This is a genomic window from Kosakonia sp. Marseille-Q7440, assembly GCF_965119485.1.
In genome coordinates, this window is sequence record NZ_CBCPLT010000001.1 from 2,460,788 (window position 1) to 2,483,196 (window position 22,409).

Consider the following 22,409-nt stretch of genomic DNA (forward strand, 5'->3'; position numbering starts at 1 on the left):
TGAAAAAGCCGCCCTTAGGGGCGGCTTTTTTGACAATTATCAGAACGGATAGTCGTTATAACCCATCTGTTCAGAAATTTTTCGCGCTGCCTGATGCAGCATTGCAACGTATTCGTGCAGACGCTCTTCGGAGAAACGCAGGGTCGGGAAAGAGATGCTCAGACCGGCGATAACCACGCCAAAACGGTCAAACACCGGTACACCGATGCAGCGTAATCCCTCTTCCTGCTCTTCATTATCTTCGCCGTAGCCCTGCTCGCGAACGATATCGAGCATCGGCAGCAGATCTTCGGTGCTGGTAATGGTGCGATCGGTGCTGCGCTTATATTCAACACCTTCCAGAATCTGTTTCACTTCATCGCGATCGCGCCAGGCCAGCAGCACTTTACCAATCGCGGTACTATAGAGCGGATTGCGACGACCGATACGCGAATACATGCGCAGGTTATACATCGAATCGATTTTGTGAATATATACGATGCTGTCTTCATCGAGAGCACCCAGATGGATGGTCTCTTTCGTCAGGCGAGAGAGTTCACGCATCTGGATATCCGCGCTACGGATTAAATCAACGTTTTGCAGCGCACGCGCGCCAAGTTCAAATAACTTCAGCGTCAGGGAATATTTCTCTGACTCCCCTTCCTGTGCCACATAGCCTAACGATTTCATGGTCTGCAAAAAGCGATAAACGGTGCTTTTTGACATCATGACGCGCTGTGAAAGTTCGGTAATGCCGATTTCACGCTCTTCGCCCAAAGCCTGCAGAATGCCAAAGACCTTCAGTACAGAAGAGACAGAATCTGGCTGCTTGTCCAAATCCGCGATTGCCATTAATTACCTCATCGCCTGTGTTTTATAAAAATCAGAATAGGTTTTTATTATAAATTCGTCGACCATCCGCCGCAATGCGCGAATGCCTGGTTCGTTACAAATCTGCGACATTACGCCTGATACCAGGTTGGCAGAAAGTATTACGCGATAATCTGCTGGATTCACTGCGTACAACTCCTGGTATTCCTGCCGGTCAGCGCTGTTTATGACAATAAAAAAAGCGCGTCAATGGACGCGCTTTATGATTGGTGGCGGTAATTACTTCAGGTATGCCCCCGAACGCAACGCTTCAATACGTTTATCCAGCGGCGGGTGTGTCATAAAGAGTTCGCTCAGCGATTTTGACTTACCGTTGATGCAAAACGCCATCATGCTGCTCGCTTCCTGCGGCTCATAGCTGGTTTTCAGCCTTTGCAGCGCAGCGATCATCTTCTCGCGTCCTACCAGACGGGCTGAACCCGCATCGGCATGGAATTCACGGTAGCGGGAGAACCACATGGTGATAACGCTCGCCAGGATACCAAACACCAGCTCGAGCACCGTCGCAACGGCAAAGTAGACCAGCGGATTGCCGTTGCTCTCTTCGCCCTCATCGCGGTCTCCGCCCATGAAGCCTGCGGCAATCTGGGCAATAATGCGCGAGATAAAGATAACAAAGGTGTTCACAATCCCCTGAATCAGCGTCATGGTCACCATGTCGCCGTTGGCAATATGGCTGATTTCATGAGCGATGACCGCTTCGGCCTCATCGCGGCTCATGTTTTGCAACAGGCCGGTACTGACGGCGACCAGGGAAGCATCACGGCGGGCACCGGTGGCGAAGGCGTTAATATCCGGCGCGTGATAAATCGCCACCTGCGGCATCGCAATGCCTGCCTGGCGAGACTGCTGTGCAACGGTCTCCATCAGCCAGCGCTCCATATCGTTGCGCGGCTGCTCAATCACTTCACCACCTACAGATTTCAGCGCCATCCATTTCGACATCAACAGCGAAATGAACGAGCCGCCAAAACCGAACAGCAGCGCCATAATCATTAACCCCTGAACGCTGCTCGACTGAATGCCCGTCAGGCTAAGCACAAGGCCGAACACCAACATGACAGCCAGGTTAGTCAACAGGAAGAGCGCGATTCGCATCATAATTTTCTTTTAACCTCGATTTAACAAAACGCACTATGCGGTTATCCACATCGTATGGGCGTGCGGGCTATTTTCAAGCAACAATGCCGCGTAAGTCACGAGAAAAACACAACTTTACACTTTGTAGCAGGATGCTTACGAGGAGGAGGTGTTGTTAAAAAAACAGGCACAATTTCTTGTGCCTGTTGGGAAGAGTTACTTAGCAGAGGCGGTTGATTCCGCGGGCTGGTCTTTTTCAAGATGCGCCAGGTCGAGCGCGATATGCACCGTCTCATCAAGATAGGGATCCGGCTCCTGATAATCCTTCGGCAAATCGTCCAGTTTCTTCAACGGCAGCTTGCCTTCGCGCTTGAAGCGATCGTTGAGACGCGAAAGACGAATAGCATCATCCTCAGCATTCTCTTTTTCACGCTGCGCCAGGTTCAGCGAGACCATATCGCGTTTCGCTTTCAGGGCTTCAAAACGCGCGATGTCCTTATTGATGTACTGGAATTCAGGATCTTTGGCGATACGCTCATCGTGCTTTTTCAGCAGCTCAGGACCGAAAGGTTTCAAATCGCCGGCGCGCACAAAAGTGGCAGCATTGATGCTGTCCCACGGCAGTGCGTTATCCTCGAATTTCTCCCCGGTTTCCGTTACCTGCGTGCCGGTCGGCATGATGATATCCGGCGTTACGCCTTTACGCTGAGTACTGCCGCCGTTCACACGATAGAATTTCTGGATGGTGTACTGCACCGAACCCAGCGCTGGCCATTCCGGGCGCAACATCTGATCGTAGATACGGTTAAGGGAGCGGTACTGCTGCACGGTGCCTTTACCGAAAGTCGGTTCGCCGACTATCAGCGCACGACCATAATCCTGCATTGCCGCCGCGAAGATCTCCGATGCCGAGGCGCTGAAGCGGTCAACCAGCACCACCAGCGGTCCTTTGTAATAAACCACACCGTCGGTATCGCTATCTTCACGCACTTTGCCGTTATTATCGCGTACCTGCACTACCGGGCCGGACGGGATAAACAGGCCGGAGAGCGACACTGCTTCCGTCAGCGCCCCGCCACCGTTAGCACGCAGATCGATAATCACGCTCTTGACGTTCTGTTTTTCCAGCTTTTGCAGCTGCACTTTCACGTCATCGGTCAGGCCAACGTAGAAGCCAGGAATATCCAGCACGCCGACTTTTTCTTTGCCGATGGTTTTAACCGACATTTTCACTGCGCGATCTTCAAGACGGATGCGCTCGCGCGTCAGCGTAACAATGCGCGTTTTCGTCCCCTTGCCCGCAGGCAGGATCTCAAGACGCACTTTGCTGCCTTTCGGCCCTTTAATCAGCGCAACGACGTCGTCAAGACGCCAGCCGATCACATCGACCATATTCTGCCCGGTCTGACCGACACCAACGATGCGATCGCCGACGCTAATGGCTTTGCTCTTCGCCGCCGGACCACCGGCAACCATTGAGTTGATGACCGTATAGTCATCATCGCCCTGCAACACCGCGCCAATCCCCTCAAGCGAGAGACTCATTTCGGTGTTGAACTGCTCGGTATTGCGCGGCGACAGGTAGTTGGTGTGCGGATCGATTTCACGCGCAAAGGCGGTCATCGCCAGCGAGAAGACATCTTCGCTGTTGGTTTGCGCCAGACGGCGAATGGCGAACTTATAGCGACGAGAGAGGGTCTCGCGGATCTCTTTCTCATCTTTACCGGTGAGCTTAAGGCTCAGTTCGTCATATTTAACCTTGCTGTCCCACAGCGCATTCAGCTCGGCCTCATCTTTAGGCCATGGTGCTTTACTGCGATCGAGGTTAAACGAGTCGTTACCGGTGAAATCCATCGGCCGCTCCAGCACTTTAAGAGCGTACTGGTAGCGCTCAAAACGGCGCTGCTGCGCTTTATTGTAGAGGTCGTAAAAGACGTCCAGCTTGCCGCTGCGCAGCTCGTCACCAATCTCATTTTTCTTCTGCGAGAACTGCTCAACATCGCTGGCCAGCAGGACGTTGTGGCTGTAATCAAGCAGATTAAGATAGCGGGTGAAAATCTTCGCAGAGAAGGCGTTGTCCAGATCGAACTGACGGTAGTGGGAGCGAGTGAAACGCGAAGTGACGCGCTCGCTCACCGTGGCGTGCTGCGTCTCTTCTTTTAACACCGGGATTTGATCGGCCCGGGTAATATCTTCCACAGCCAGGGCGTGGCCTGTTACGAATAACAGGCCTGCCAACGCTGTGCGCTTAAACAAAGTGTTCATGCCAGGCCAGGCCTCCGTTTCAGAACAAGAGATGTTCTGCGCGTACAATCATCGACATACCCGAGCTAAGCTGTACGCGAACGCCGTCTTTAGTGATTTCAAGCACGGTTGCGCTCATCGCGTTATTACCCGCTTTCACTTTCAGGTCCTGACCCACGCTCAGCACGGAGATGTCAGAAACTGGCGTATGGCGCTCTTCCTGCTGCGGTGCGCGTTCGCGCTGCGGTTTTGCCGCCGGCTTATCAGCGCGAGGCTTGCGTTGTTCTGCGCCCTCTTTACGGCGCGGAGCCGGACGAGGTTTGCGCTCACGACGCGGTGCGTCTTCCTGACCAGCAGCAGCGGCAGCTTCACGTTTTTTGGCTTGCTGTTCAGCGCGTTGCGCCTGAACACGGGCTTTCGCTTCTTCAAGCTGCTTGCGGGCATGCTCAACGTGTTGCTCATCCAGCACGCCACAGGCGTTGCCGTCGAGATCGACACGCGTCGCGCCAGCTTTGATACCGTACAGGTAACGCCAGCTCGAAGTATAAAGACGTAAAGCGGAACGAAGCTGGGTTTTACTGAGATTCATCTCACCCTCAACACGCGCCACTAAATCCTGAAAGATACCGATTTTCAGGGGGCGTGCCTCGCCTTCAGCACTGAAACAGTGAGGGAAACGTTCGGCCAAAAAAGCGATCACTTCTTTACTGCTATTCAACTTAGGTTGATTTTCCATGAAATTTCCTGATTACAACGGACGTTGCCAACAAGCGCAGGCATGAACAGGCGTCATTATAATGACGCTAACAGTAAATGCTACGTTATCCGTTGATTATCCTGCGACAGTCGCAAAGAATTTTTGATAATCGGTTGCCGCAAGGCACTGTTCCAGATGAGAAACCAGCTCGCGCAGGCCCTTTTCATCCTCTTCGCTAAAGCGCGAAAATTCGACGCTGTCGATGTCCAGCACGCCAATGATCTGACCACTTACTGTGATCGGCAGCACAATTTCAGAGTTGCTGGCCGCATCGCAGGCGATATGCCCGTCAAATTGATGAACGTCTTCAACCCGCTGCACACGGTTTTGCGCGACCGCGCTTCCACAGACACCGCGCCCGACAGGAATGCGAACACAGGCGATTTTGCCCTGGAACGGCCCTAACACCAGCGTGTCGCCTTCCAGTAAATAGAAACCGGCCCAGTTGACCCCATCCAGACGTTCAAACAGCAGCGCGCTGGTATTAGACAGCGTCGCTAAAAAACTGGTTTCACCTGCCATTAATGCCTGAAAATCGCGGTTTAAGTCCGCGTAAAACTCTGCTTTGTTCATTATCCAACCACTTTGGTGTCTTACTGAGTAAACGGCTAAGCCTAATAAAATAAGCATTAAATGCGTTGATGCTCAAGATGTTCTCATCATGAGTTAATATAGATGCATCTAACCCTTTTCTGATCCGGCCGATGGCACTAAAGATACAACACATTTCGCTTAACAAAAAAATTGCGATCCATCATGTCGGCGAAGCTTTGCCACGGGCACATTATCAGCGCTGCCCGCAATGCGATACGCTTTTTGCGTTACCGGTTATGAAATCGCACCAAAGTGCATTTTGTCCCTGCTGCGATGCCAAAATCCGCGATGGCCGCGACTGGTCATTAACCCGTCTCGCTGCTATGGCGGTGACGATGCTGATGCTGATGCCTTTCGCCTGGGGCGAACCGCTGCTTCACTTTTACCTGCTGGGCGTGCGTATAGACGCCAACTTGTTGCAGGGGATCTGGCAAATGACCGCCCAGGGCGATGCGCTTACCGGGGCGATGGTGCTCTTCTGTACCGTTGGCGCGCCGCTGGTGCTGGTCAGTGCAATCGCCTATTTATGGTTCGGCAACCGGCTCGGGATGAATCTGCGCCCGGTTTTGCTGATGCTTGAGCGCCTGAAAGAGTGGGTGATGCTCGATATCTATCTGGTCGGGATTGGCGTCGCCTCAATCAAAGTGCAGGATTACGCTTACCTGCAGCCAGGCGTCGGGCTTGTCGCCTTTGTGGCGTTAACCATTCTCAGCGTGATGACGCTTATCCATCTGAACGTTGAGCAGCTGTGGGAGCGTTTTTACCCGCAGCGTCCGGCTAAGCGCCCCGACCCGCAACTGCGTGCCTGCCTCGGCTGCCACTTCACCGGCTTGCCTGATGCCCGCGGCAGATGCCCACGCTGCCATATTCCGCTGCGGTATCGCCGCCGACACAGCCTGCAGAAGTGCTGGGCGGCGCTGATTGCCTCGATGATTTTTCTGCTGCCCGCTAACCTGCTACCGATTTCGGTGGTCTACATCAACGGTTCGCGGCAGGCCGATACCATTATGTCGGGCATTATTTCACTCGGTAACAGCAATATCGCCGTGGCGGGAATCGTTTTTATCGCCAGTATTCTGGTGCCGTTTACCAAGGTGATCGTACTGTTCACTTTGCTGGTCAGTATTCATTTCAAATTTGAACAGGGGCTACGCACTCGCATCCTTCTTCTGCGCTTTGTGACCTGGATTGGGCGCTGGTCGATGCTCGATCTGTTTGTCATCTCGCTGACAATGTCACTGATCAATCGCGACCAGCTTCTCGCCTTTACTATGGGACCCGCTGCGTTTTATTTCGGCGCGGCGGTTATTTTGACTATTCTTGCTGTGGAATGGCTGGACAGCCGCTTACTTTGGGATGCACATGAGTCAGGAAAACCACGCTTCGCCGACTGAAGCGCGCATTAAAACAAAACGACGCATTTCACCGTTCTGGTTGCTGCCGGTGATCGCTTTGCTGATCGCCGGCTGGCTGGTCTGGAGTAGCTATGAAGATCGCGCCAACACTATCACCATCGACTTTATGTCCGCTGACGGCATCGTCGCCGGACGTACGCCCATTCGCTATCAGGGGGTGGAAGTCGGGACGGTGCAGGATATTAGCCTGAGCGACGATCTGAAGAAGATTCAGGTGCGCGCCAGCATCAAAGCCGATATGAAAGATGCGCTACGCAACGAAACGCAGTTCTGGCTGGTGACGCCGAAAGCGTCGCTGGCGGGCGTCTCGGGGCTGGATGCGCTGGTCGGCGGTAACTATATCGGTATGATGCCAGGCAAAGGTGAACCGCAGGATCACTTCACTGCCCTCGACACGCAGCCGAAATACCGCCTCAATAATGGCGATTTGATGATTCATCTGCACGCACCGGATCTTGGTTCGCTCAACAGCGGCTCGCTGGTCTATTTCCGCAAGATCCCCGTTGGCCGCGTTTATGATTACGCCATCAACAAAAATAAACAGGGCGTCACAGTAGATGTGCTGATTGAGCGCCGTTTTACCAATCTGGTGAAAAAAGGCAGCCGCTTCTGGAATATCTCGGGTGTGAAAGCGGACGTCGGTCTGAGCGGGGCGAAAGTGGAGCTGGAGAGCCTGGCTGCGCTGGTTAACGGCGCTATTGCCTTCGACTCGCCGGATAACTCGGAACCGGCGTCAGTCGATGATGAATTTGGCTTATACAAAGATTTGGCCCACAGCCAGCGCGGCGTGATCATCAAGCTCGATCTGCCGGGCGGTCAGGGGCTGAAAGCCGGCTCAACGCCGCTGATGTATCAGGGGCTGGAAGTGGGCGAACTGACAGACATCACCCTTAATCCGGGTGGCAAAGTAACCGGTGAATTGACCGTCGATCCGGGTGTCGTCAATCTCCTGCGTGATAATACGCGCATTGAGATGCGCAACCCGAAAGTCTCGCTAAGCAATACCAATCTCAGCTCGCTACTGACCGGCAGCACGCTGGAGCTTATTCCCGGCGAAGGCCAGCCGCGCGATCAGTTCGTTGTGCTGCCCGCGGATAAAAATCTGCTGCAGGAGCCGGGCGTCATCACCCTGACGCTCACCGCGCCGGAGAGTTATGGCATCGATGCCGGGCAGCCGCTGGTGCTGCACGGTGTGCAGGTCGGCCAGGTACTGGAGCGTAAGCTAACCAACAAAGGCGTCTCGTTTGCCGTTGCCATCGATCCGCAATATCGCGATCTGGTGCATGGCGACAGCAAGTTTGTGGTCAACAGTCGCGTAGATGTGAAGCTGGGGCTGGATGGCGTGGAATTCCTCGCCGCCAGCGCCAGTGAGTGGATCAGCGGCGGCATCCGCATTCTTCCGGGTGATAAAGGGGAGATGAAACCCACCTACCCGCTCTTCGCCAACCTTGATAAAGCGCTGGAGAACAGCCTTAGCGATCTGCCTACCACCACCCTGACGCTGACGGCGGATACCCTGCCGGATGTGCAGGCGGGATCGGTGGTGCTCTATCGTAAATTTGAAGTGGGTGAAGTGATCACCGTGCGTCCGCGCGCCAATGCCTTTGATATCGATCTGCATATCAAGCCGGAGTATCGCAACTTGCTCACCGCCGACAGCGTCTTCTGGGCGGAAGGCGGCGCGAAGGTGCAGCTTAACGGCAGCGGATTAACGGTGCAGGCTTCGCCCCTTTCGCGCGCGATCAAGGGTGCCATCAGCTTCGATAACCGCAGCGGTGCGGGTGCGCGGTTGCGTAAAGGCGATAAACGTATCCTTTACGCCTCAGAAACCGAAGCGCGCGCCGTCGGCGGCAAGATCACTTTGCATGCTTTCGACGCCGGCAAGCTGGCAGAAGGGATGCCGATTCGCTACCTCGGCATCGATATCGGCCAGGTGCAGGAGCTGCATCTGCTGACGGATAAAAACGAAGTGCAGGCCAGCGCCGTGCTCTATCCGGAATATGTGCGCAACTTTGCCCGCGCCGGATCGCGTTTCTCGGTGATCACGCCGCAGATCTCCGCCGGTGGTGTTGAACATCTCGACACCATTTTGCAGCCCTATATCAACGTTGAGCCTGGACATGGCGATGCGCGCCGCGATTTTGAACTCGCCGAAGCGACGATTACTGATTCCCGTTACCTTGATGGGTTGAACATTGTGGTTGAAGCGCCGGAAGTGGGTTCAATGAATATCGGCACACCGGTGCTGTTCCGCGGTATTGAAGTGGGAACGGTGACCGGCCTTGCGCTGGGTACCCTCTCCGACCGCGTGATGATCGCCATGCGCGTCAGTAAGCGTTACCAGCATCTGGTGCGCAATAACTCGGTCTTCTGGTTAGCCTCCGGTTATACGCTGGACTTTGGCCTGACCGGCGGGGTGGTGAAAACCGGCACCTTTAATCAGTTTATTCGCGGCGGGATCGCCTTCGCGACGCCACCGGAAACGCCGCTGGCACCGAAAGCGCAGCCGGGCAAACACTTCCTGCTGCTGGAGAGCGAACCGAAAGAGTGGCGACAGTGGGGTACCGCGCTGCCACGTTAACCTGAGTGCTCCGGCGTGCCCGCGCCGGAGCCTTTATGCTACACTGCGCGCCTCTTTTTTTTCCTTCTGGGGCGCCCCGTGGCTCAAAACGCTGTTTACCCTCCTGAAGAATTTCTCGCCCAGATGCGCCTGGCGATGCCTGAGCATCTCGATTTTGATGAGTTTATTGCCGCCTGCCAGCGCCCGCTGCGCCGCAGTATTCGCGTCAATACGCTGAAAATTTCCGTCGATGCATTTCTCGAGCTGGTCGCGCCCTATGGCTGGCAGTTAACGCCAGTGCCGTGGTGCGCGGAGGGCTTCTGGATCGAACGCGACGAGGAGGAGAGCCTGCCTTTAGGCAGCACGGCGGAGCATCTGAGCGGCCTGTTCTACATCCAGGAAGCGAGCTCAATGCTGCCCGTTGCCGCGCTGTTTGCCGGGGAAGCGATGCCGCTGCGCGTAATGGATGTCGCCGCTGCGCCGGGTTCGAAAACCACGCAGATTGCCGCCCGGATGGGGAATCAGGGTGCCATCCTTGCGAATGAGTTCTCTGCCAGCCGGGTAAAAGTGCTGCATGCGAATATCAGCCGCTGTGGCATCCAGAATGTGGCGTTGACCCATTTCGACGGCCGCGTGTTTGGTGCTGCGTTACCCGAAATGTTTGACGCCATTCTGCTGGATGCGCCCTGCTCCGGCGAAGGGGTGGTGCGCAAAGATGCCGATGCGCTGAAAAACTGGTCCCACGCCAGCAACCTGGAGATTGCCGCCACCCAGCGCGAGCTTATCGACAGCGCCTTTCATGCCCTGCGCCCCGGCGGCGTGCTGGTCTACTCTACCTGTACGCTTAACCGCGACGAAAACGAAACCGTCTGTCACTGGTTAGCGCAGCAATATCCAGATGCCGTTGAGTTCGAACCGCTCGGCAATCTGTTCGACGGTGCAGATCAGGCGCTGACGGCTGAGGGTTTTCTGCATGTCTTTCCGCAAATTTTTGACTGCGAAGGGTTCTTCGTCGCCCGGCTGCGTAAAACCGCAGCGGTAGAGCGCTTACCGGCCCCGACCTACAAAGTCGGTCAATTTCCATTTGCGCCGCTGAAAGCGCGCGAAAGTGCTGCCGTTACCGCCGCAGCGGCTGAGGTCGGCTTACGCTGGGGCGATTCTCTGCGTCTGTGGCAGCGTGATAAAGAGATCTGGTTATTCCCTGCCGCCATTGAAGATCTGATCGGAAAAGTCCGCTTTTCCCGCCTCGGCATGCGCCTCGCGGAGACCCATAACAAGGGCTACCGCTGGCAGCATGAGGCGGTGATCGCCCTGGCAGGTGATAATAATCCGCTGGCCTTTGAGCTGACGTCAGAGGAAGCGGAAGAGTGGTATCGGGGCCGCGATATCTACCCGCAGGCCTTGCCAGCCGGGGATGAAGCGATTGTGACCTTCCAGGGGCAAGCGCTGGGGCTTGCGAAAAAGGTGGGTTCGCGGCTGAAAAACAGCTATCCGCGCGAGCTGGTGCGCGACGGTCAGCTTTTCGCCGGAAAGGCGTGACGGAGCGCATAAAAAACGCATTTTTTGACTGGCGACTTTCCGGCTGTTGTACCAGGCTGAAATGTGGGCGGCTTTACTGGTCGTACCACATTTTAACGATCGACGGAGAGCATTATGACGAAAACCAGCGTGCGCATTGGCGCATTCGAAATCGATGATGCCGAGTTGCAGGGAGAGAGTCAGGGTGAGCGCAAACTGCATATTCCATGCAGTTCAGACCCCGATTTATGTATGCAGCTTGATGCCTGGGACGCGGAAACCAGCATTCCTGCGATCCTTAACGGCGAGCATTCTGTCCTTTATCGCGAACATTATGACGAGCAGTCTGATACCTGGATCATGCGTCTTGCCTGATCCTATGGGAACCCGTCCGTGAGACGGGTTATTTACCTGCCTGATTTCCCCTGCCCCCATTCATCCCCTACACTTATCGTTACGTTGTACAGAACCGAGGATGGAATGTTCGCGCTGGTCTTATTTGTTTGCTACCTGGACGGTGGATGTGACGACATCGTGGTTGATGTCTTTAATAGTGAGCAACAGTGCCTGGCTGCGATGGACGATCAGCGTATGCGTCACGGCGGTTGTTTTCCCGTAGAAGATTTTATCGATGGCTTCTGGCATCCGGCGCGCGACTATAGCGACTTTTAACTACTGCAATTGCACCAGCGTTAACTCACCGCCGAACACCGCGCCGGTGTCGATATAGTGCTGGTTATGGGCATCGAAGCGCGTTTTTAGCGGCGTATGCCCAAACCAGAACTCATCCGCCCCCATAATGCGCTCCCCTTTCCCGCACAGAAGCTGGTTAAGCCGCTCCCGCCGCCACAGCACCGACTCGCTATCCACCTCTTTTTGCCAGCCATACTCACTCGCCGGATAATCGGCGTGCGCAATGACATTCAGCCCGCCGGACGTCTGAAGCTCGAGAATATAGGGCAACTGCGCGCATTTGCGCAGGGCATCAAGCGCCTGCTGTTGCTCCTCTTCGCTAAGCTTTGCAAACCAGCCGCCGCCGTTCATCTGCCACAGCGTGCGGTTGTTTTCCCGCAGGGCGTCGATGGCCATCTGTTCATGATTGCCACGTACGGTGATAAACCAGCGTTGATTAAGCAGCGCCAGGCACTGCAAACTCTGTGGGCCGCGGTCAATCAGGTCGCCGACGCAGATCAGCAGATCCTCGTAAGGGTCAAAGTGACGCTCCCGCAGCGCCTGCATTAAGCGTTGATAGCAGCCGTGCAGATCGCCGACCAGCCAGATATGCCGCCACTGCGCGCCGTCGATACGTTGATACATAATTACTCCCCCTCTTTTCAGTATAGAAAACAGGCGACGAAATCCCCCTGAACGAATAAACGTTTTGAGAGTAGCGTTGCGAAAAAGCATGAAGTTGTCAGTTATCTGACTGAGAAGGAGGGGCAGTCCGCTGCAATTCATCAATGACAAAAATAGCTAGACGCTCATATAGCGGGTTATGTTATGGTTTGCAGCGAATATGATGTTTTCGGGAAACTCTCGCTAAAAACGCCATATTCCAGAGAGATAAAAAAAGACCGAATACGATTCCTGTTTATGGTCTACGGATGATTTTCCTTTACATATCATGATCTTACCAGAACCTTTTGCCCATTTTTAACTTTCCAACACTTACCATTAGATACTTTTGCGATCAAACACTTGTTACTTTATTAGTGGGCTCGACGTGGAATTTTAGTGGTGAAACTCAATGAATAAAATACCCGCCATCCTGACGGGCATAATCACTATAAATTAGCTTTGATGATCGGTAGATCTGACAACCGTGTGGTGTAGCGCGGCGAAAGCATGTTTCCCTTAATCAGCGAAGTTGCCCTGCTCCCCGTAAACCAATACAAACTGATGTTAGCAACGTCCGCTTTTGGCACAAACGGACGTTTAAAACGTTATCACCTGGCGTTACCCAAGTCTCGGTCACTTTCAAGACCTTTAAGCATAAGTGTGGCTTCTTCAATACGAATAAATCGCCCTGAATCATCTGTTTCAGCGAACATGTAAACTTCCATATCTATCTCGTCACCATTGCGTTTAGTACACATAACAAGATGCCTGGTAGCATAGAGATTGCCGTCTCGAAGTTCGTCGTGCACTTCAATTTTGCCGGAAGCTATGATTTCACGAAGTTTACGTGCATGGTGAGCAAAGTTCTCTAAGCCCTCCCACTGATTATTAGTGCGCTGCCGGTAACCGGGGCTAAAATAGCGATTGAGTATACCCTCCAGGGCCATATCCTGGCGGTTGATAATCTCATCCAGTACTTTAGTAATAGAAATCATTTGCATGGTCAGTCCTCATTGAAAGTTATGAGTACTCTACAGTCGACGCAATGTCTTCGGTACGGTATAAAAGACATTAAATACCTTAAATCCGCCAACATGACCGACCCTCTGATGCTATTTCCTGAGACTCTCTCTTTAAACGGACACACTTTGATTGTCACGGCTCTTCAGTCTGGTGCAATAAGGGAAACTCCACGTCATCATCACACTTGCGGACAGTTACTTGGAGCTGAGCACGGTCTACTCACCATCGATGCCGGAAATTGTCGCTGGGTCGTACCGGCAACGCATGCCGTGTGGATACCACCGGAGGTTCCGCATGGTCTACGCTCGCATGGCCCATATTCAGGATGGAGTGTGTATATATCTCCCGCTGCCTGCAGCGAATTACCTGATCAGCCTGCTGTTCTCTCTATTACAAATCTGCTACGTGAGGCGATAACACGAGCAGCCTCATGGAAAAATGCAGAGCTTAATGCGGCTCAAAAACGTCTGTCAGACGTTATTCTCGATGAAATAGGATCGCTGCCCGAGGTTAACCTTGGGCTGCCAATGCCGCAGGATTCCCGTCTCCTCAGGGTTGCTCAGGCATTGTCTGATAGCCCAGATGACGACCGCAGACTGGAGGAATGGGCATCCTGGGCGGGAGTGTCATCGCGCACACTTACACGGCGATTCAGGGCTGAAACCGGCTTTAGCTTTAATGAGTGGCGACAGCGCATAAGGCTACTCAAGGCCCTTGAACTTCTGGCTGCGGGAAAGCAAGTGACGACAGTAGCCCTGGAACTTGGATATGACAATGTCAGTGCTTTTATTGCACTGTTTCGCAGGGTATTGGGCACCACCCCCGCACGGTTTAAAGTTTAAATATTCTGGCCAGTATTTAACGCCCGTTCTGTCACAAATTGCACTGTGCGCAGGTGACATCCGCTATGAGCAGATGTCTGTCTAACAAAACCTTACATCCCTGCTACAGTTATTATTGCTGAGTAAACAGGCAAGACATGATCTTGATTTCGCATAACATTAGCAAACATGGAGCATACTTTTGATAAATAAAATCGATCACTTAGTACTCACATGTCGCTCAATTGAGCAATGTATGGATTTCTATACCCGTGTTTTGGGTATGGAGGCCTTAATGTTCAACAAGAACCGTTGGGCTCTGCTTTTTGGTGACCAAAAAATCAATATTCATGAGTATGGTAAGGAGATTGAACCTAAGGCTCACCTGCCGGTACCTGGATCTCTTGACCTGTGCTTTATAGTTAACAAATCAATCGACGAGGTTCTGTCACATCTTAAAGAGAAGAATGTTCATGTGCTCGAAGGGCCTGTAACCAGAACAGGTGCAAGAGGCGAAATAATTTCTGTGTATATCCGCGATCCAGATTTGAATCTCATAGAGTTAGCTGTCTACCATTAGAAATTTACATTTCATTCAATATCATAAGAATTGTTTAATACCGGAGCCTGTCCGCCCGGTATTGAACACAAACTTATTTCAACGACGTATGCTTCTGATACGAAGCGACACGTCTAAGGCTGAAGGTCCGCTTTGAGCGAAGAGCGGACGTTTACTGATGACTACTAAATATTTTCATCATTTTAAACGTAACATCTCTGTTGCGAATCGCTGTTACCGCCGTAGCATCTGCCGTAGCCGCTTCTGTTGCCAACGGCTGATCAGCCCGCGAAAAACAAACGTCCTCATGCCACGAAGAACCAGCAGTGCAAACCAGATCCCCGCTACCCACAATGACCATACGCTGGCCGGGGCCGTAAAGTGGTTAAGAACAAGCAGCAGCGCACAAACAACGATAGCTGTAATAACTGACCGGTAAAAACGGCCTTCCTCAGCGAGGTTGCTCTTCGCTTCGGCAATTCTCTGGTCGAGCGCGTCATCGCCAGGCGCATCAGGGCCAGAAAGATCCGCAACGCTTACCTCAAATACAGCTGCCAGGGCGCTCAGTGTTTCCAGGCTGGGCTGATCGCCATTCTCGATACGCTGCACCGTGCGCACACTCAGCCCGGACAGTTGGGCAAGCTGCTCCTGGGACCAGGCTCGCGCAAGACGCAGCGATCTGAATTTGTTTGTATTACTCATATTATGTCTCCGAATGGAAGGTGGTCAGCGCACAGTGTTGTCCAAACAATCCTGCACGACCACGATCATAACCTGACAGTAACCTGACAACGTTCTGACATGCCACTTTGAGCGAAAAGCGGACACCGTTCTCATGTTGTTTATGCCGGGCAGCTTTCAGAGCATATTTTTAGCTATTGCCAGCAGGAAAGCGGTAACCGAGGTGGCGTCAGTGATTTCGCCGTCACGTATTAATTGAGCAAAGGCGCTGATTTTAATTTTTTTCACCGTCAGGCCATACTCTTCCTCCTCAAGCTGCTGGCCGGTAAACGTCAGTTCCGTGGCAAGGTAAATATGATAACCCTGGGCTGAATAGCCCTGCGCGAGCTTCTGATACCCGACATACACCATTTTGCCAGCGCTCAACCCGGTTTCTTCTTTAAGTTCGCCTCTGGCAACGTCTTCAGGTGCAGCATCGTGGGAACATTCCCAGCTTCCCTGTGGCAATTCCGTGGTTCTCTGGCCCAGGGGGTAACGGTATTGCTCAACCAGGTAGACTTCATCATTCTCAACCGGAATGACGACCACAAAATCATCTTTTTCAATAACGGAATAGAGCCCCTCGCTGCCATCGGCTCTCAGAATCCGGTCCTCCTTAAGCGACATCCAGCGGTTACGGTAAATTTGTCTTGATTCTAGTGTTTTGATCTCTGTCTTCACGATAACCTCCTTATTTCTTTGCCTGTTGCTCTGCCACGATAACGTTAATGCCTTCGCCCCTGAACAGCGCAATATAGTCAGCGGGCGCATCGTCATCAGTAATGATGTCGCTAATTTCTCCGGATGATGCATAAGAAAAGGGGGAATGTTTTCCCATCTTCTCTCCCGAAATAACGCACACGCTGCGCTCAGCGGCTTGTGCGAGACCTCGCTTAACCTGCGTTTCTTCATAGTCGATACTGCTGAAGCCTGTTGTGATATTCGCCGCCGCTGCACCAATAAAGCAGATATCAAAAGCCATGGTGCGTAACTCTTCACACACTTTATGGCCTGTCATATCCATCGCGGGCTTAAATAATTTACCGCCCAGCACAATGACCTCCACATCCGGATGAACGGCCAGCGCCATGGCGGCGGGCAGGTTGTTTGTGACGACGGTGCAACGCAATCCGGGCGGGATAGCCTGTGCGATGGCAAGCGTGGTGGTTCCTCCGTCCAGTCCGACGACATCATCCTGCCGGATAAGAGAAACTGCCATCGAAGCGATAGCGCTTTTTGACGTACCCGTTCTGCCCAGCCTTTCCTGGTGATGAAGCGGTACCTGTGAGCGGGGAATCGCGCCGCCACGGACGCGACGCAGCATGCCTGTAGACTCAAGGCGTATCAGATCGCGACGAATCGTGTCCTCTGATATACCCAGCTTTTCAGCCAGTGCGGAGGCCTGCAGTTCGCCATGATGGCTTAATAAATCGAGAATTTTCTGCCGTCTTGCATCAGGTAATTTCATTTAAGTGCGCCATTTTGCAATTTATATTGCGTTAATATGCAGAATTTTGCAGAGTAATGCAATGTTATGACAGGCTGTGAGGCGCAGAATGAGACAAGAGTTATTCAACCTGAAGGGAAGAACTATTATCCCGGCATGCTGGCGATTTGTGCCAGCCGTAGCGTGGATAAAACGCATCGCTGATGAGACCGAAGAAGATGTATACAGATACAACAGCCAGGAGGCCAGATATCATGATTAAGGCATTATCTGTTCTCGCTGCAGGCGCGTTTGTTTCGCAGACAACCGAATATTTGCCAGTCGGACTGTTAAATCAGATAGCAGAGCATCTCGGGATTAGCGGGGCGAAGGCTGGCGTGCTGATTACCGTATATGCATGGGTAATAACCCTGTCCGTCATACCCGTCACGTTGCTCACGCAATCAATTGACAGAAAAAAGCTTTTCATTTTTTTGCTCGGCCTTATCGCAATATGTAATGGCTCGGTCATGCTGACAGACAGTTTCGTTACGCTGCTTTTACTGCGGGTAATTGCAGCACTGGGACACGGTGTGTTCTGGGCAGGAATCGCCTCTTATGCCATCAGAATGGCCGGCACCATGTCCGCAAGCAGGGCGACAGCGATCGTCTTCTCAGGCATATCGCTGGCGATAGTTATGGGAGTGCCGCTGTCGACTGCAACGGGAAATTATTACGGATGGCAAAAGGGGTTTGGTCTGTTCGGCCTGTTTTCACTGATTATTATGTGCCTTGCTGTCAGATGGCTACCTCGCGTTCATGAACCCACAGCGAAAGCGGGACCCTCTGGCCGGCAAAAATCTGCCATTTCCGGGGTGCTCTGTCTGCTGGCAGGCGTAACGTTTTTAATTATTACGGCACACTTTACGAGTTATACCTATGTTACTGTTTTACTAAGGACAATACCGGGTGTTAATGCTGGCGTTCTGACCATATTGCTTTTTGTTTTCGGCGTGGGAGGTGCCTGCGGTACGCTGCTGATAAGTCGGTTTTCCCTCAGACCGTCTTTACTGACACTGGCGGGAGGAACAGGTATCGCGCTTGCACAGGTTTTTCTGCTGATAAGGCTGCCGGGCCCTCTCAGCGCTGGCGGAGTGATGTTTTTCTGGGGCTGTGCCATCTCAGTAGTTATCGTCGGCCTCCAGTCCTGGGTAATCGAAGCGTCACGGGATTATCCTGAATTCGCATCTGCTCTATATGTTATGTCGTTCAATACTGGCATCGGGTCGGGAGCTGTTGCGGGAGGCTACTTTACCGGTATAAAAGATAACAGCGGTTTATTTATGTGCAGTATCATTCTGTGTATCACTGGATTATTACTGGCCGGGGTTATCGTTTTCAGAAAATCAGGCAGATACCACTGGGAAGCGAGAAAGCGAGAGGTCTGAGGTTATCGTAACCGGGCCTGATAACGTCCGCTTCTGGCACATAGCGGACCTCCTGAATAGCTACAAGGTCTGCTATGTGCCAGGAGCGGAAATGAGCCATATCCCTTTGTATGCGTTAGTAAGAAAACCTCACGCTGTACTGAGTTTAGATTAGACTTGGCGACTCAGCATCACGGTGCCGGCTAATTCGGGCAAAGTCCTGTCGGAGATTTTTTCGGACCACACTCAGAAAAACCATAAACCTTATAGCCCTTTTCTTTCATGCAACGCAGGATGTGGTTGCGTTTAGCATTAGCATGCTCACTGGTTTCTCCTGGTGCCTGCCCATTCAGGCTCCACATGGGATCGTCAAGGTTTGTCCGGGGATTTACACCACAGGTGTACAGATCGGCCTTACGCTGGACAACATTGGTTAAGCCAGAAACATCTGGTTTCTGGAATAACTGGATCCAGGGGACATAGTCGTAATTAGAAGAATCCATATCAGCGACCACGCAACCGGTTAACATTAATATACTTGTTAGCATAATCGATTGAAATTTCAACAGTGACTCCTTAAACAAGTTCAATTCATCATGGATTACGTAAGCAATACACACGCTATCATGCGGGCAGCGTCCGCCCCTGGCACGGAGCGGACAGGCTCACTGAACTGAAGGTCCGCTATGAATGAGGAATAAATAACACAATTCCACATGTTATAAACTGCCGGCTTAAAAATTTGGAAATTTAACGGAAATGGTTAAGATTCTTAGAAAGATGCTTATGGGATGGTCAGGAAATGATTGTTAACTGTATGGTCTACCGTTCAGGCAAACCCGCCGAAACCGTAGACATTGAGGATATCAGTGAAGTCATCCGGGATACCGATGCATTTATCTGGCTGGGGCTTTGGCAGCCTGAACCTGCGTTTATGTATAAAGTCCAGGAGGAGTTCGGTCTGCACGATCTGGCAGTTGAGGATGCTCTTAACGCACATCAACGGCCTAAGATAGAGCGTTATGGCAGCTCGGCATTTATCGTTGTAAAAACTGTCAGTGGACAGGGAGACAATATTGAGTTTGGCGAAACGCATTTGTTTGTGGGCCGAAACTTCCTTATTACGGTGCGCCATGGTGCTTCAGAGAGCTATGCTCCTATACGCGCCCGCGCTGCTGAGGCCCCTGACATGCTTTCGTACGGTCCGGCTTATCCCCTTTACTGTATTCTGGATTTCATTGTTGACAGTTATGCAGAGCTGACTGCGCGACTCAACACAAAAATTGGTGATATAGAAGCGACACTCTTTCACAGTGAATTTGACCGTGAAGCTATTCAGATCGTGTATTCCCTCCGCCGTAATCTACTCGGACTTCGCAACGCTGCTCAGCCAGTAGAAGAAATCTGTACAGAGCTTATCCGCATTCATGAAGAACTTATCCCAAAATCTCTCAGGGCGTATTTTAGGGATATTCAGGATCATGCAAGCCATGTAGTAACGGATGTAAATGACATGCGTGAGCTGCTTAGCAGCGCGATGCACGTTAACCTGGCACTGGTTTCAGTACAGCAAAACGAAGTCGTGAAGAAACTGGCCGGTTGGGGGGCCATACTCGTGATCCCGACGGTAGTCTTTAGCATGTATGGTATGAACTTTGAGAATATGCCGGAACTGAAGACGCTCTATGGCTATCCGGCAACGATTGCGGTCACGCTGGGAGCCTGTGTGTTACTGTGGCTGCGACTCAAACGTTCTCGCTGGCTTTAATTAATAAGCAATTGAAAACATGATTCTATCCGATAGGTTTCGGTGCTGTGGAGTACAATAAAGCCTCGCTTTGTCAGCACATTCCTGTTCATTCCGAGCATCAACGTCCGCTTCTGGCACTAAGCGGCTCTTAAGATAGGAACCTCGGTCATGGGGTGTTAGGGGGCGGAGGTTCAAATCCTCTCACGCCGACCAAAATTCCCCAATTAAACCAGCCTGTTACGGCTGGTTTTTTATGCCTGAAATTTTTCTAAGATAAAATGAAGGTAAAACCCCTGACAAATTACATCACCGGATAGTCGTCAAACTCCCCCGTCCTGGCGTCATTGATGATATAGGTGATCACCCCTTTGAAAACCAGACGCCCATCGTAATCATCGGTGGTCATCGGGTAAGTGATTTCTGGTCGATCCAGTTCCTCAAGCCTCGGTCGCGGGTGAAGACGCAATCGCAGCATACGCATCTGCTCATCCAGATGGCACATCACTATCGACCCGTCTACCGGCGTGGCCGACATGTCCAGGATCAGCAAAGCCCCTTTCTTTATCGCTTCACGGCGGGACTCGGTGCCGGCGCGCAGGAAGTATGTAGCGGAAGGTACACGTATCAGCTCATGGTCGAGCGATATCTTTTCATCCATGTAGTCAGCAGCTGGCGAAGGAAATCCCATCACAGACCTCCGTTCGGGTTGTACATCATAAAGGTACGTAGCTCACCCTCTTGCTGGGAGATATCTTTGAACGTGCTGACGTGACCCTCAATCCACTCGTTAGCCTGCTTTGGTGACCAATCCCAGTTGAATGTCAGCAGCGTTTTCACGAAATTCTCCGTGGTAACGGTGCGCCGCCCGCTCGGTTCCATCACCATAGACTGCCTGAATGCTGTCTCGATATCGTCTCTTCTTGGCATAATGTGCACCTCCTTAATACTGTTTTTATATACAGTATTTTGAATTCCGGAGCTTATCAAGGCGAAGCGGCAAGAAGATTTGTCATCGGGCTGAGCCGTAATCGAATTTACTAAAGTGAAATTTAAAAATCGTCTAAAATCAGTACAGCCCGTCGCCTGCACCAGACAGGCACGGAATCTAACTGCCCCGTCGCCGGGGCTTTTTTACGACCCCTGCAGGTTCAAAGTTTTAATCTCGGCTTCAAGCTCGCTGACCCGCCGCAGCAGTTGTTGCACGACAGGCACCAGGTATGCCGCCCCTACTTCACCCGGGTCGAGAATCTTTCCGTCTTCATACGTTACAGTGCTGCCATCGTCGGGATTGTAAACACTCAGAGCCGAGGTGGAGATGATTTCCGGATCAAGGGATTCAATATTCTGCGCGCTGTACCCGACCTTGACCTGCTCCGGCGTCCATTTTAATGCGTAGCGGATGGGTCTGACGCCAGTTATAAAGGCGACTGCCTCCTCCTCTGTTATTTCGCGGATGATGTTTTTGACCCGTTCGTCTGATACTGATGGCGTGATGTCGCCGTTAGCGGTAGAAATTACGCTGCCGTTTACCCTGAAAAACCAGCGCGCGCCGAATGAACCGCCGTCAGTGACGCAAACGGCAGGTCCCGCCTGCGCCGCAGTTCCTGACCCGCCGCCATACATGCCGAAGGAACTGTACAGCGACCAGTTATTCGTTTTAAGGCCTGACAGCAGCGTCTTGGTCACGACGTCATAATTCGCTGGCGACAAAGACTCAGCAAAAATACCGCGACTACCGTTGCCGGGAATGGATGTGATCGACGTGACGGGAATCTGCAGCCCGCTGATTTGACTAATATCTGAATTGATACCAGATGCTGCTGCGCCGATCTTCTGGCGCACGCCGGATTCGGTGGTCGCACCCGTTCCACCCTGCGAAACAGCCAGAGGCGTGGTCAGTCCGGAAATACTGGTTATATCTGTGTTCGCGCCCGAGGACGCTGCTGACAAAGACGCGCGCGCTTCGACTTTAGTCTTTCCCCCGGTACCGCCCTGTTCAATGCTGAGCGCTGTAGTGAGTCCGCTCAGAGAGGTTATGTCCGAGTTAGCCCCTTTTTTCGCCAGTGCTTTCTGCGCGGGAACAGTTACAGGCTGCCCGTTGATGGTGATGGTCACATCGCCGGTACCGGCCATTACATCAGCAAAGCCACCCATGTAACGCTGATACATGGTGAAGGTCTCCGCAATATCCTGTGCCAGGCCGTCAACCGAAAGGCTGTCGCTCAGCAGAATGGCGAACTTCGTGCCCGGGGGCACCGCCGGGCTGGCTGCCGGCGTCACCGTGAGGCTGGTCGCGCTGTTGATGGC

General features: G+C 52.5%; 24 protein-coding genes. 9 read left to right on the plus strand and 15 right to left on the minus strand.

Features of this window, described 5'->3' with window-relative positions; genetic code table 11:
• Positions 1 to 39: 39 nt before the first annotated feature.
• The 5 genes from kdgR to ACWPW2_RS11430 form a co-directional block, all read right to left on the minus strand.
• The gene (kdgR, locus tag ACWPW2_RS11410; protein ID WP_023480031.1) at positions 40 to 831 is read right to left on the minus strand and encodes a DNA-binding transcriptional regulator KdgR; all 792 of its coding nucleotides are present in this window, start codon (positions 829 to 831) and stop codon (positions 40 to 42) included.
• Between the two features lie 258 nt (positions 832 to 1,089).
• Positions 1,090 to 1,971, minus strand: coding sequence for a protease HtpX (htpX, locus tag ACWPW2_RS11415; protein ID WP_094419640.1), 882 nt, complete (start codon positions 1,969 to 1,971; stop codon positions 1,090 to 1,092).
• 195 nt (positions 1,972 to 2,166) lie between these two features.
• Positions 2,167 to 4,215 carry a carboxy terminal-processing peptidase gene (gene prc / locus ACWPW2_RS11420; RefSeq protein ID WP_454123086.1) on the minus strand — a complete coding sequence of 683 codons (2,049 nt, stop codon included), beginning with the start codon at positions 4,213 to 4,215 and terminating at the stop codon, positions 2,167 to 2,169.
• 19 nt (positions 4,216 to 4,234) lie between these two features.
• Positions 4,235 to 4,930, minus strand: coding sequence for an RNA chaperone ProQ (proQ, locus tag ACWPW2_RS11425; RefSeq protein WP_023480122.1), 696 nt, complete (start codon positions 4,928 to 4,930; stop codon positions 4,235 to 4,237).
• Positions 4,931 to 5,026: 96 nt separating this feature from the next.
• Positions 5,027 to 5,524 carry a GAF domain-containing protein gene (locus tag ACWPW2_RS11430; protein ID WP_054803637.1) on the minus strand — a complete coding sequence of 166 codons (498 nt, stop codon included), beginning with the start codon at positions 5,522 to 5,524 and terminating at the stop codon, positions 5,027 to 5,029.
• A 131-nt stretch (positions 5,525 to 5,655) separates the two neighbouring features.
• Here ACWPW2_RS11430 and yebS point away from each other — a divergent pair, with 131 nt between their 5' ends.
• The 5 genes from yebS (at position 5,656) to ACWPW2_RS11455 (ending at position 11,710) form a co-directional block, all read left to right on the plus strand.
• The gene (gene yebS, locus ACWPW2_RS11435; protein WP_124968062.1) at positions 5,656 to 6,939 is read left to right on the plus strand and encodes a membrane integrity lipid transport subunit YebS; all 1,284 of its coding nucleotides are present in this window, start codon (positions 5,656 to 5,658) and stop codon (positions 6,937 to 6,939) included.
• The gene (locus ACWPW2_RS11440; RefSeq protein ID WP_279793249.1) at positions 6,908 to 9,541 is read left to right on the plus strand and encodes a PqiB family protein; all 2,634 of its coding nucleotides are present in this window, start codon (positions 6,908 to 6,910) and stop codon (positions 9,539 to 9,541) included. The genes yebS and ACWPW2_RS11440 overlap by 32 nt, the downstream gene beginning before the upstream one ends.
• Before the next feature lie 78 nt (positions 9,542 to 9,619).
• Positions 9,620 to 11,059, plus strand: coding sequence for a 16S rRNA (cytosine(1407)-C(5))-methyltransferase RsmF (rsmF, locus tag ACWPW2_RS11445; protein ID WP_454123090.1), 1,440 nt, complete (start codon positions 9,620 to 9,622; stop codon positions 11,057 to 11,059).
• Positions 11,060 to 11,173: 114 nt separating this feature from the next.
• Positions 11,174 to 11,413 (plus strand): YebV family protein, encoded by a 240-nt coding sequence (locus ACWPW2_RS11450; RefSeq protein WP_023480127.1) that lies wholly within the window; start codon positions 11,174 to 11,176, stop codon positions 11,411 to 11,413.
• Between the two features lie 105 nt (positions 11,414 to 11,518).
• Positions 11,519 to 11,710, plus strand: a complete 192-nt coding sequence (locus tag ACWPW2_RS11455; protein WP_023480173.1) for a YdfD/YebW family protein — start codon at positions 11,519 to 11,521, stop codon at positions 11,708 to 11,710.
• Here the strand turns inward: ACWPW2_RS11455 and pphA are convergent, their stop codons facing one another.
• From pphA to ACWPW2_RS11470, 3 genes are all read right to left on the minus strand, one after another.
• Positions 11,711 to 12,355 carry a protein-serine/threonine phosphatase gene (gene pphA, locus ACWPW2_RS11460; protein ID WP_454123093.1) on the minus strand — a complete coding sequence of 215 codons (645 nt, stop codon included), beginning with the start codon at positions 12,353 to 12,355 and terminating at the stop codon, positions 11,711 to 11,713.
• 467 nt (positions 12,356 to 12,822) lie between these two features.
• Complete coding sequence (locus ACWPW2_RS11465) at positions 12,823 to 12,963, minus strand: DUF4113 domain-containing protein (protein WP_454123095.1); 141 nt, start codon at positions 12,961 to 12,963, stop codon at positions 12,823 to 12,825.
• A 21-nt stretch (positions 12,964 to 12,984) separates the two neighbouring features.
• Positions 12,985 to 13,371, minus strand: a complete 387-nt coding sequence (locus tag ACWPW2_RS11470; protein ID WP_454123642.1) for a nuclear transport factor 2 family protein — start codon at positions 13,369 to 13,371, stop codon at positions 12,985 to 12,987.
• 114 nt (positions 13,372 to 13,485) lie between these two features.
• On the opposite strand from ACWPW2_RS11470, the gene ACWPW2_RS11475 reads away from it, so the two are divergent.
• Together ACWPW2_RS11475 and ACWPW2_RS11480 are read left to right on the plus strand one after the other, a co-directional pair.
• The gene (locus ACWPW2_RS11475) at positions 13,486 to 14,241 is read left to right on the plus strand and encodes an AraC family transcriptional regulator (protein ID WP_454123644.1); all 756 of its coding nucleotides are present in this window, start codon (positions 13,486 to 13,488) and stop codon (positions 14,239 to 14,241) included.
• Positions 14,242 to 14,422: 181 nt separating this feature from the next.
• Positions 14,423 to 14,800: a VOC family protein gene (locus ACWPW2_RS11480; RefSeq protein WP_454123097.1), complete on the plus strand. Its 378-nt coding sequence runs from the start codon at positions 14,423 to 14,425 to the stop codon at positions 14,798 to 14,800.
• A 213-nt stretch (positions 14,801 to 15,013) separates the two neighbouring features.
• Here ACWPW2_RS11480 and ACWPW2_RS11485 read toward each other — a convergent pair whose 3' ends face one another.
• The 3 genes from ACWPW2_RS11485 to ACWPW2_RS11495 form a co-directional block, all read right to left on the minus strand.
• On the minus strand, positions 15,014 to 15,481 hold the full coding sequence (locus ACWPW2_RS11485) for a helix-turn-helix domain-containing protein (protein WP_454123099.1): 468 nt from the start codon (positions 15,479 to 15,481) through the stop codon (positions 15,014 to 15,016).
• A gap of 156 nt (positions 15,482 to 15,637) precedes the next feature.
• Positions 15,638 to 16,180: an NUDIX domain-containing protein gene (locus ACWPW2_RS11490; protein ID WP_454123101.1), complete on the minus strand. Its 543-nt coding sequence runs from the start codon at positions 16,178 to 16,180 to the stop codon at positions 15,638 to 15,640.
• A 10-nt stretch (positions 16,181 to 16,190) separates the two neighbouring features.
• A complete protein-coding gene (locus tag ACWPW2_RS11495) occupies positions 16,191 to 16,967 on the minus strand; it encodes a DeoR/GlpR family DNA-binding transcription regulator (RefSeq protein ID WP_454123103.1) in 777 nt (258 codons plus the stop codon).
• A gap of 233 nt (positions 16,968 to 17,200) precedes the next feature.
• Between ACWPW2_RS11495 and ACWPW2_RS11500 the strand changes: the two genes are divergently transcribed.
• Positions 17,201 to 18,373 (plus strand): MFS transporter, encoded by a 1,173-nt coding sequence (locus ACWPW2_RS11500; RefSeq protein ID WP_454123105.1) that lies wholly within the window; start codon positions 17,201 to 17,203, stop codon positions 18,371 to 18,373.
• 182 nt (positions 18,374 to 18,555) lie between these two features.
• On the opposite strand, the gene ACWPW2_RS11505 is transcribed toward ACWPW2_RS11500, so the two are convergent.
• Positions 18,556 to 18,918 (minus strand): hypothetical protein, encoded by a 363-nt coding sequence (locus ACWPW2_RS11505; RefSeq protein WP_454123107.1) that lies wholly within the window; start codon positions 18,916 to 18,918, stop codon positions 18,556 to 18,558.
• 236 nt (positions 18,919 to 19,154) lie between these two features.
• Between ACWPW2_RS11505 and ACWPW2_RS11510 the strand changes: the two genes are divergently transcribed.
• Positions 19,155 to 20,120, plus strand: a complete 966-nt coding sequence (locus tag ACWPW2_RS11510) for a magnesium and cobalt transport protein CorA (protein ID WP_454123109.1) — start codon at positions 19,155 to 19,157, stop codon at positions 20,118 to 20,120.
• A gap of 283 nt (positions 20,121 to 20,403) precedes the next feature.
• Here the strand turns inward: ACWPW2_RS11510 and ACWPW2_RS11515 are convergent, their stop codons facing one another.
• From ACWPW2_RS11515 to ACWPW2_RS11525, 3 genes are all read right to left on the minus strand, one after another.
• Positions 20,404 to 20,790, minus strand: coding sequence for a HumD family translesion DNA polymerase (locus ACWPW2_RS11515; protein WP_454123111.1), 387 nt, complete (start codon positions 20,788 to 20,790; stop codon positions 20,404 to 20,406).
• The gene (locus ACWPW2_RS11520) at positions 20,790 to 21,029 is read right to left on the minus strand and encodes a DNA polymerase V (RefSeq protein WP_454123113.1); all 240 of its coding nucleotides are present in this window, start codon (positions 21,027 to 21,029) and stop codon (positions 20,790 to 20,792) included. Before ACWPW2_RS11520 ends, ACWPW2_RS11515 begins: the two co-directional genes overlap by 1 nt.
• Before the next feature lie 204 nt (positions 21,030 to 21,233).
• Positions 21,234 to 22,271, minus strand: a complete 1,038-nt coding sequence (locus ACWPW2_RS11525) for a tail fiber domain-containing protein (RefSeq protein ID WP_454123646.1) — start codon at positions 22,269 to 22,271, stop codon at positions 21,234 to 21,236.
• Between the last annotated feature and the right edge of the window lie 138 nt (positions 22,272 to 22,409).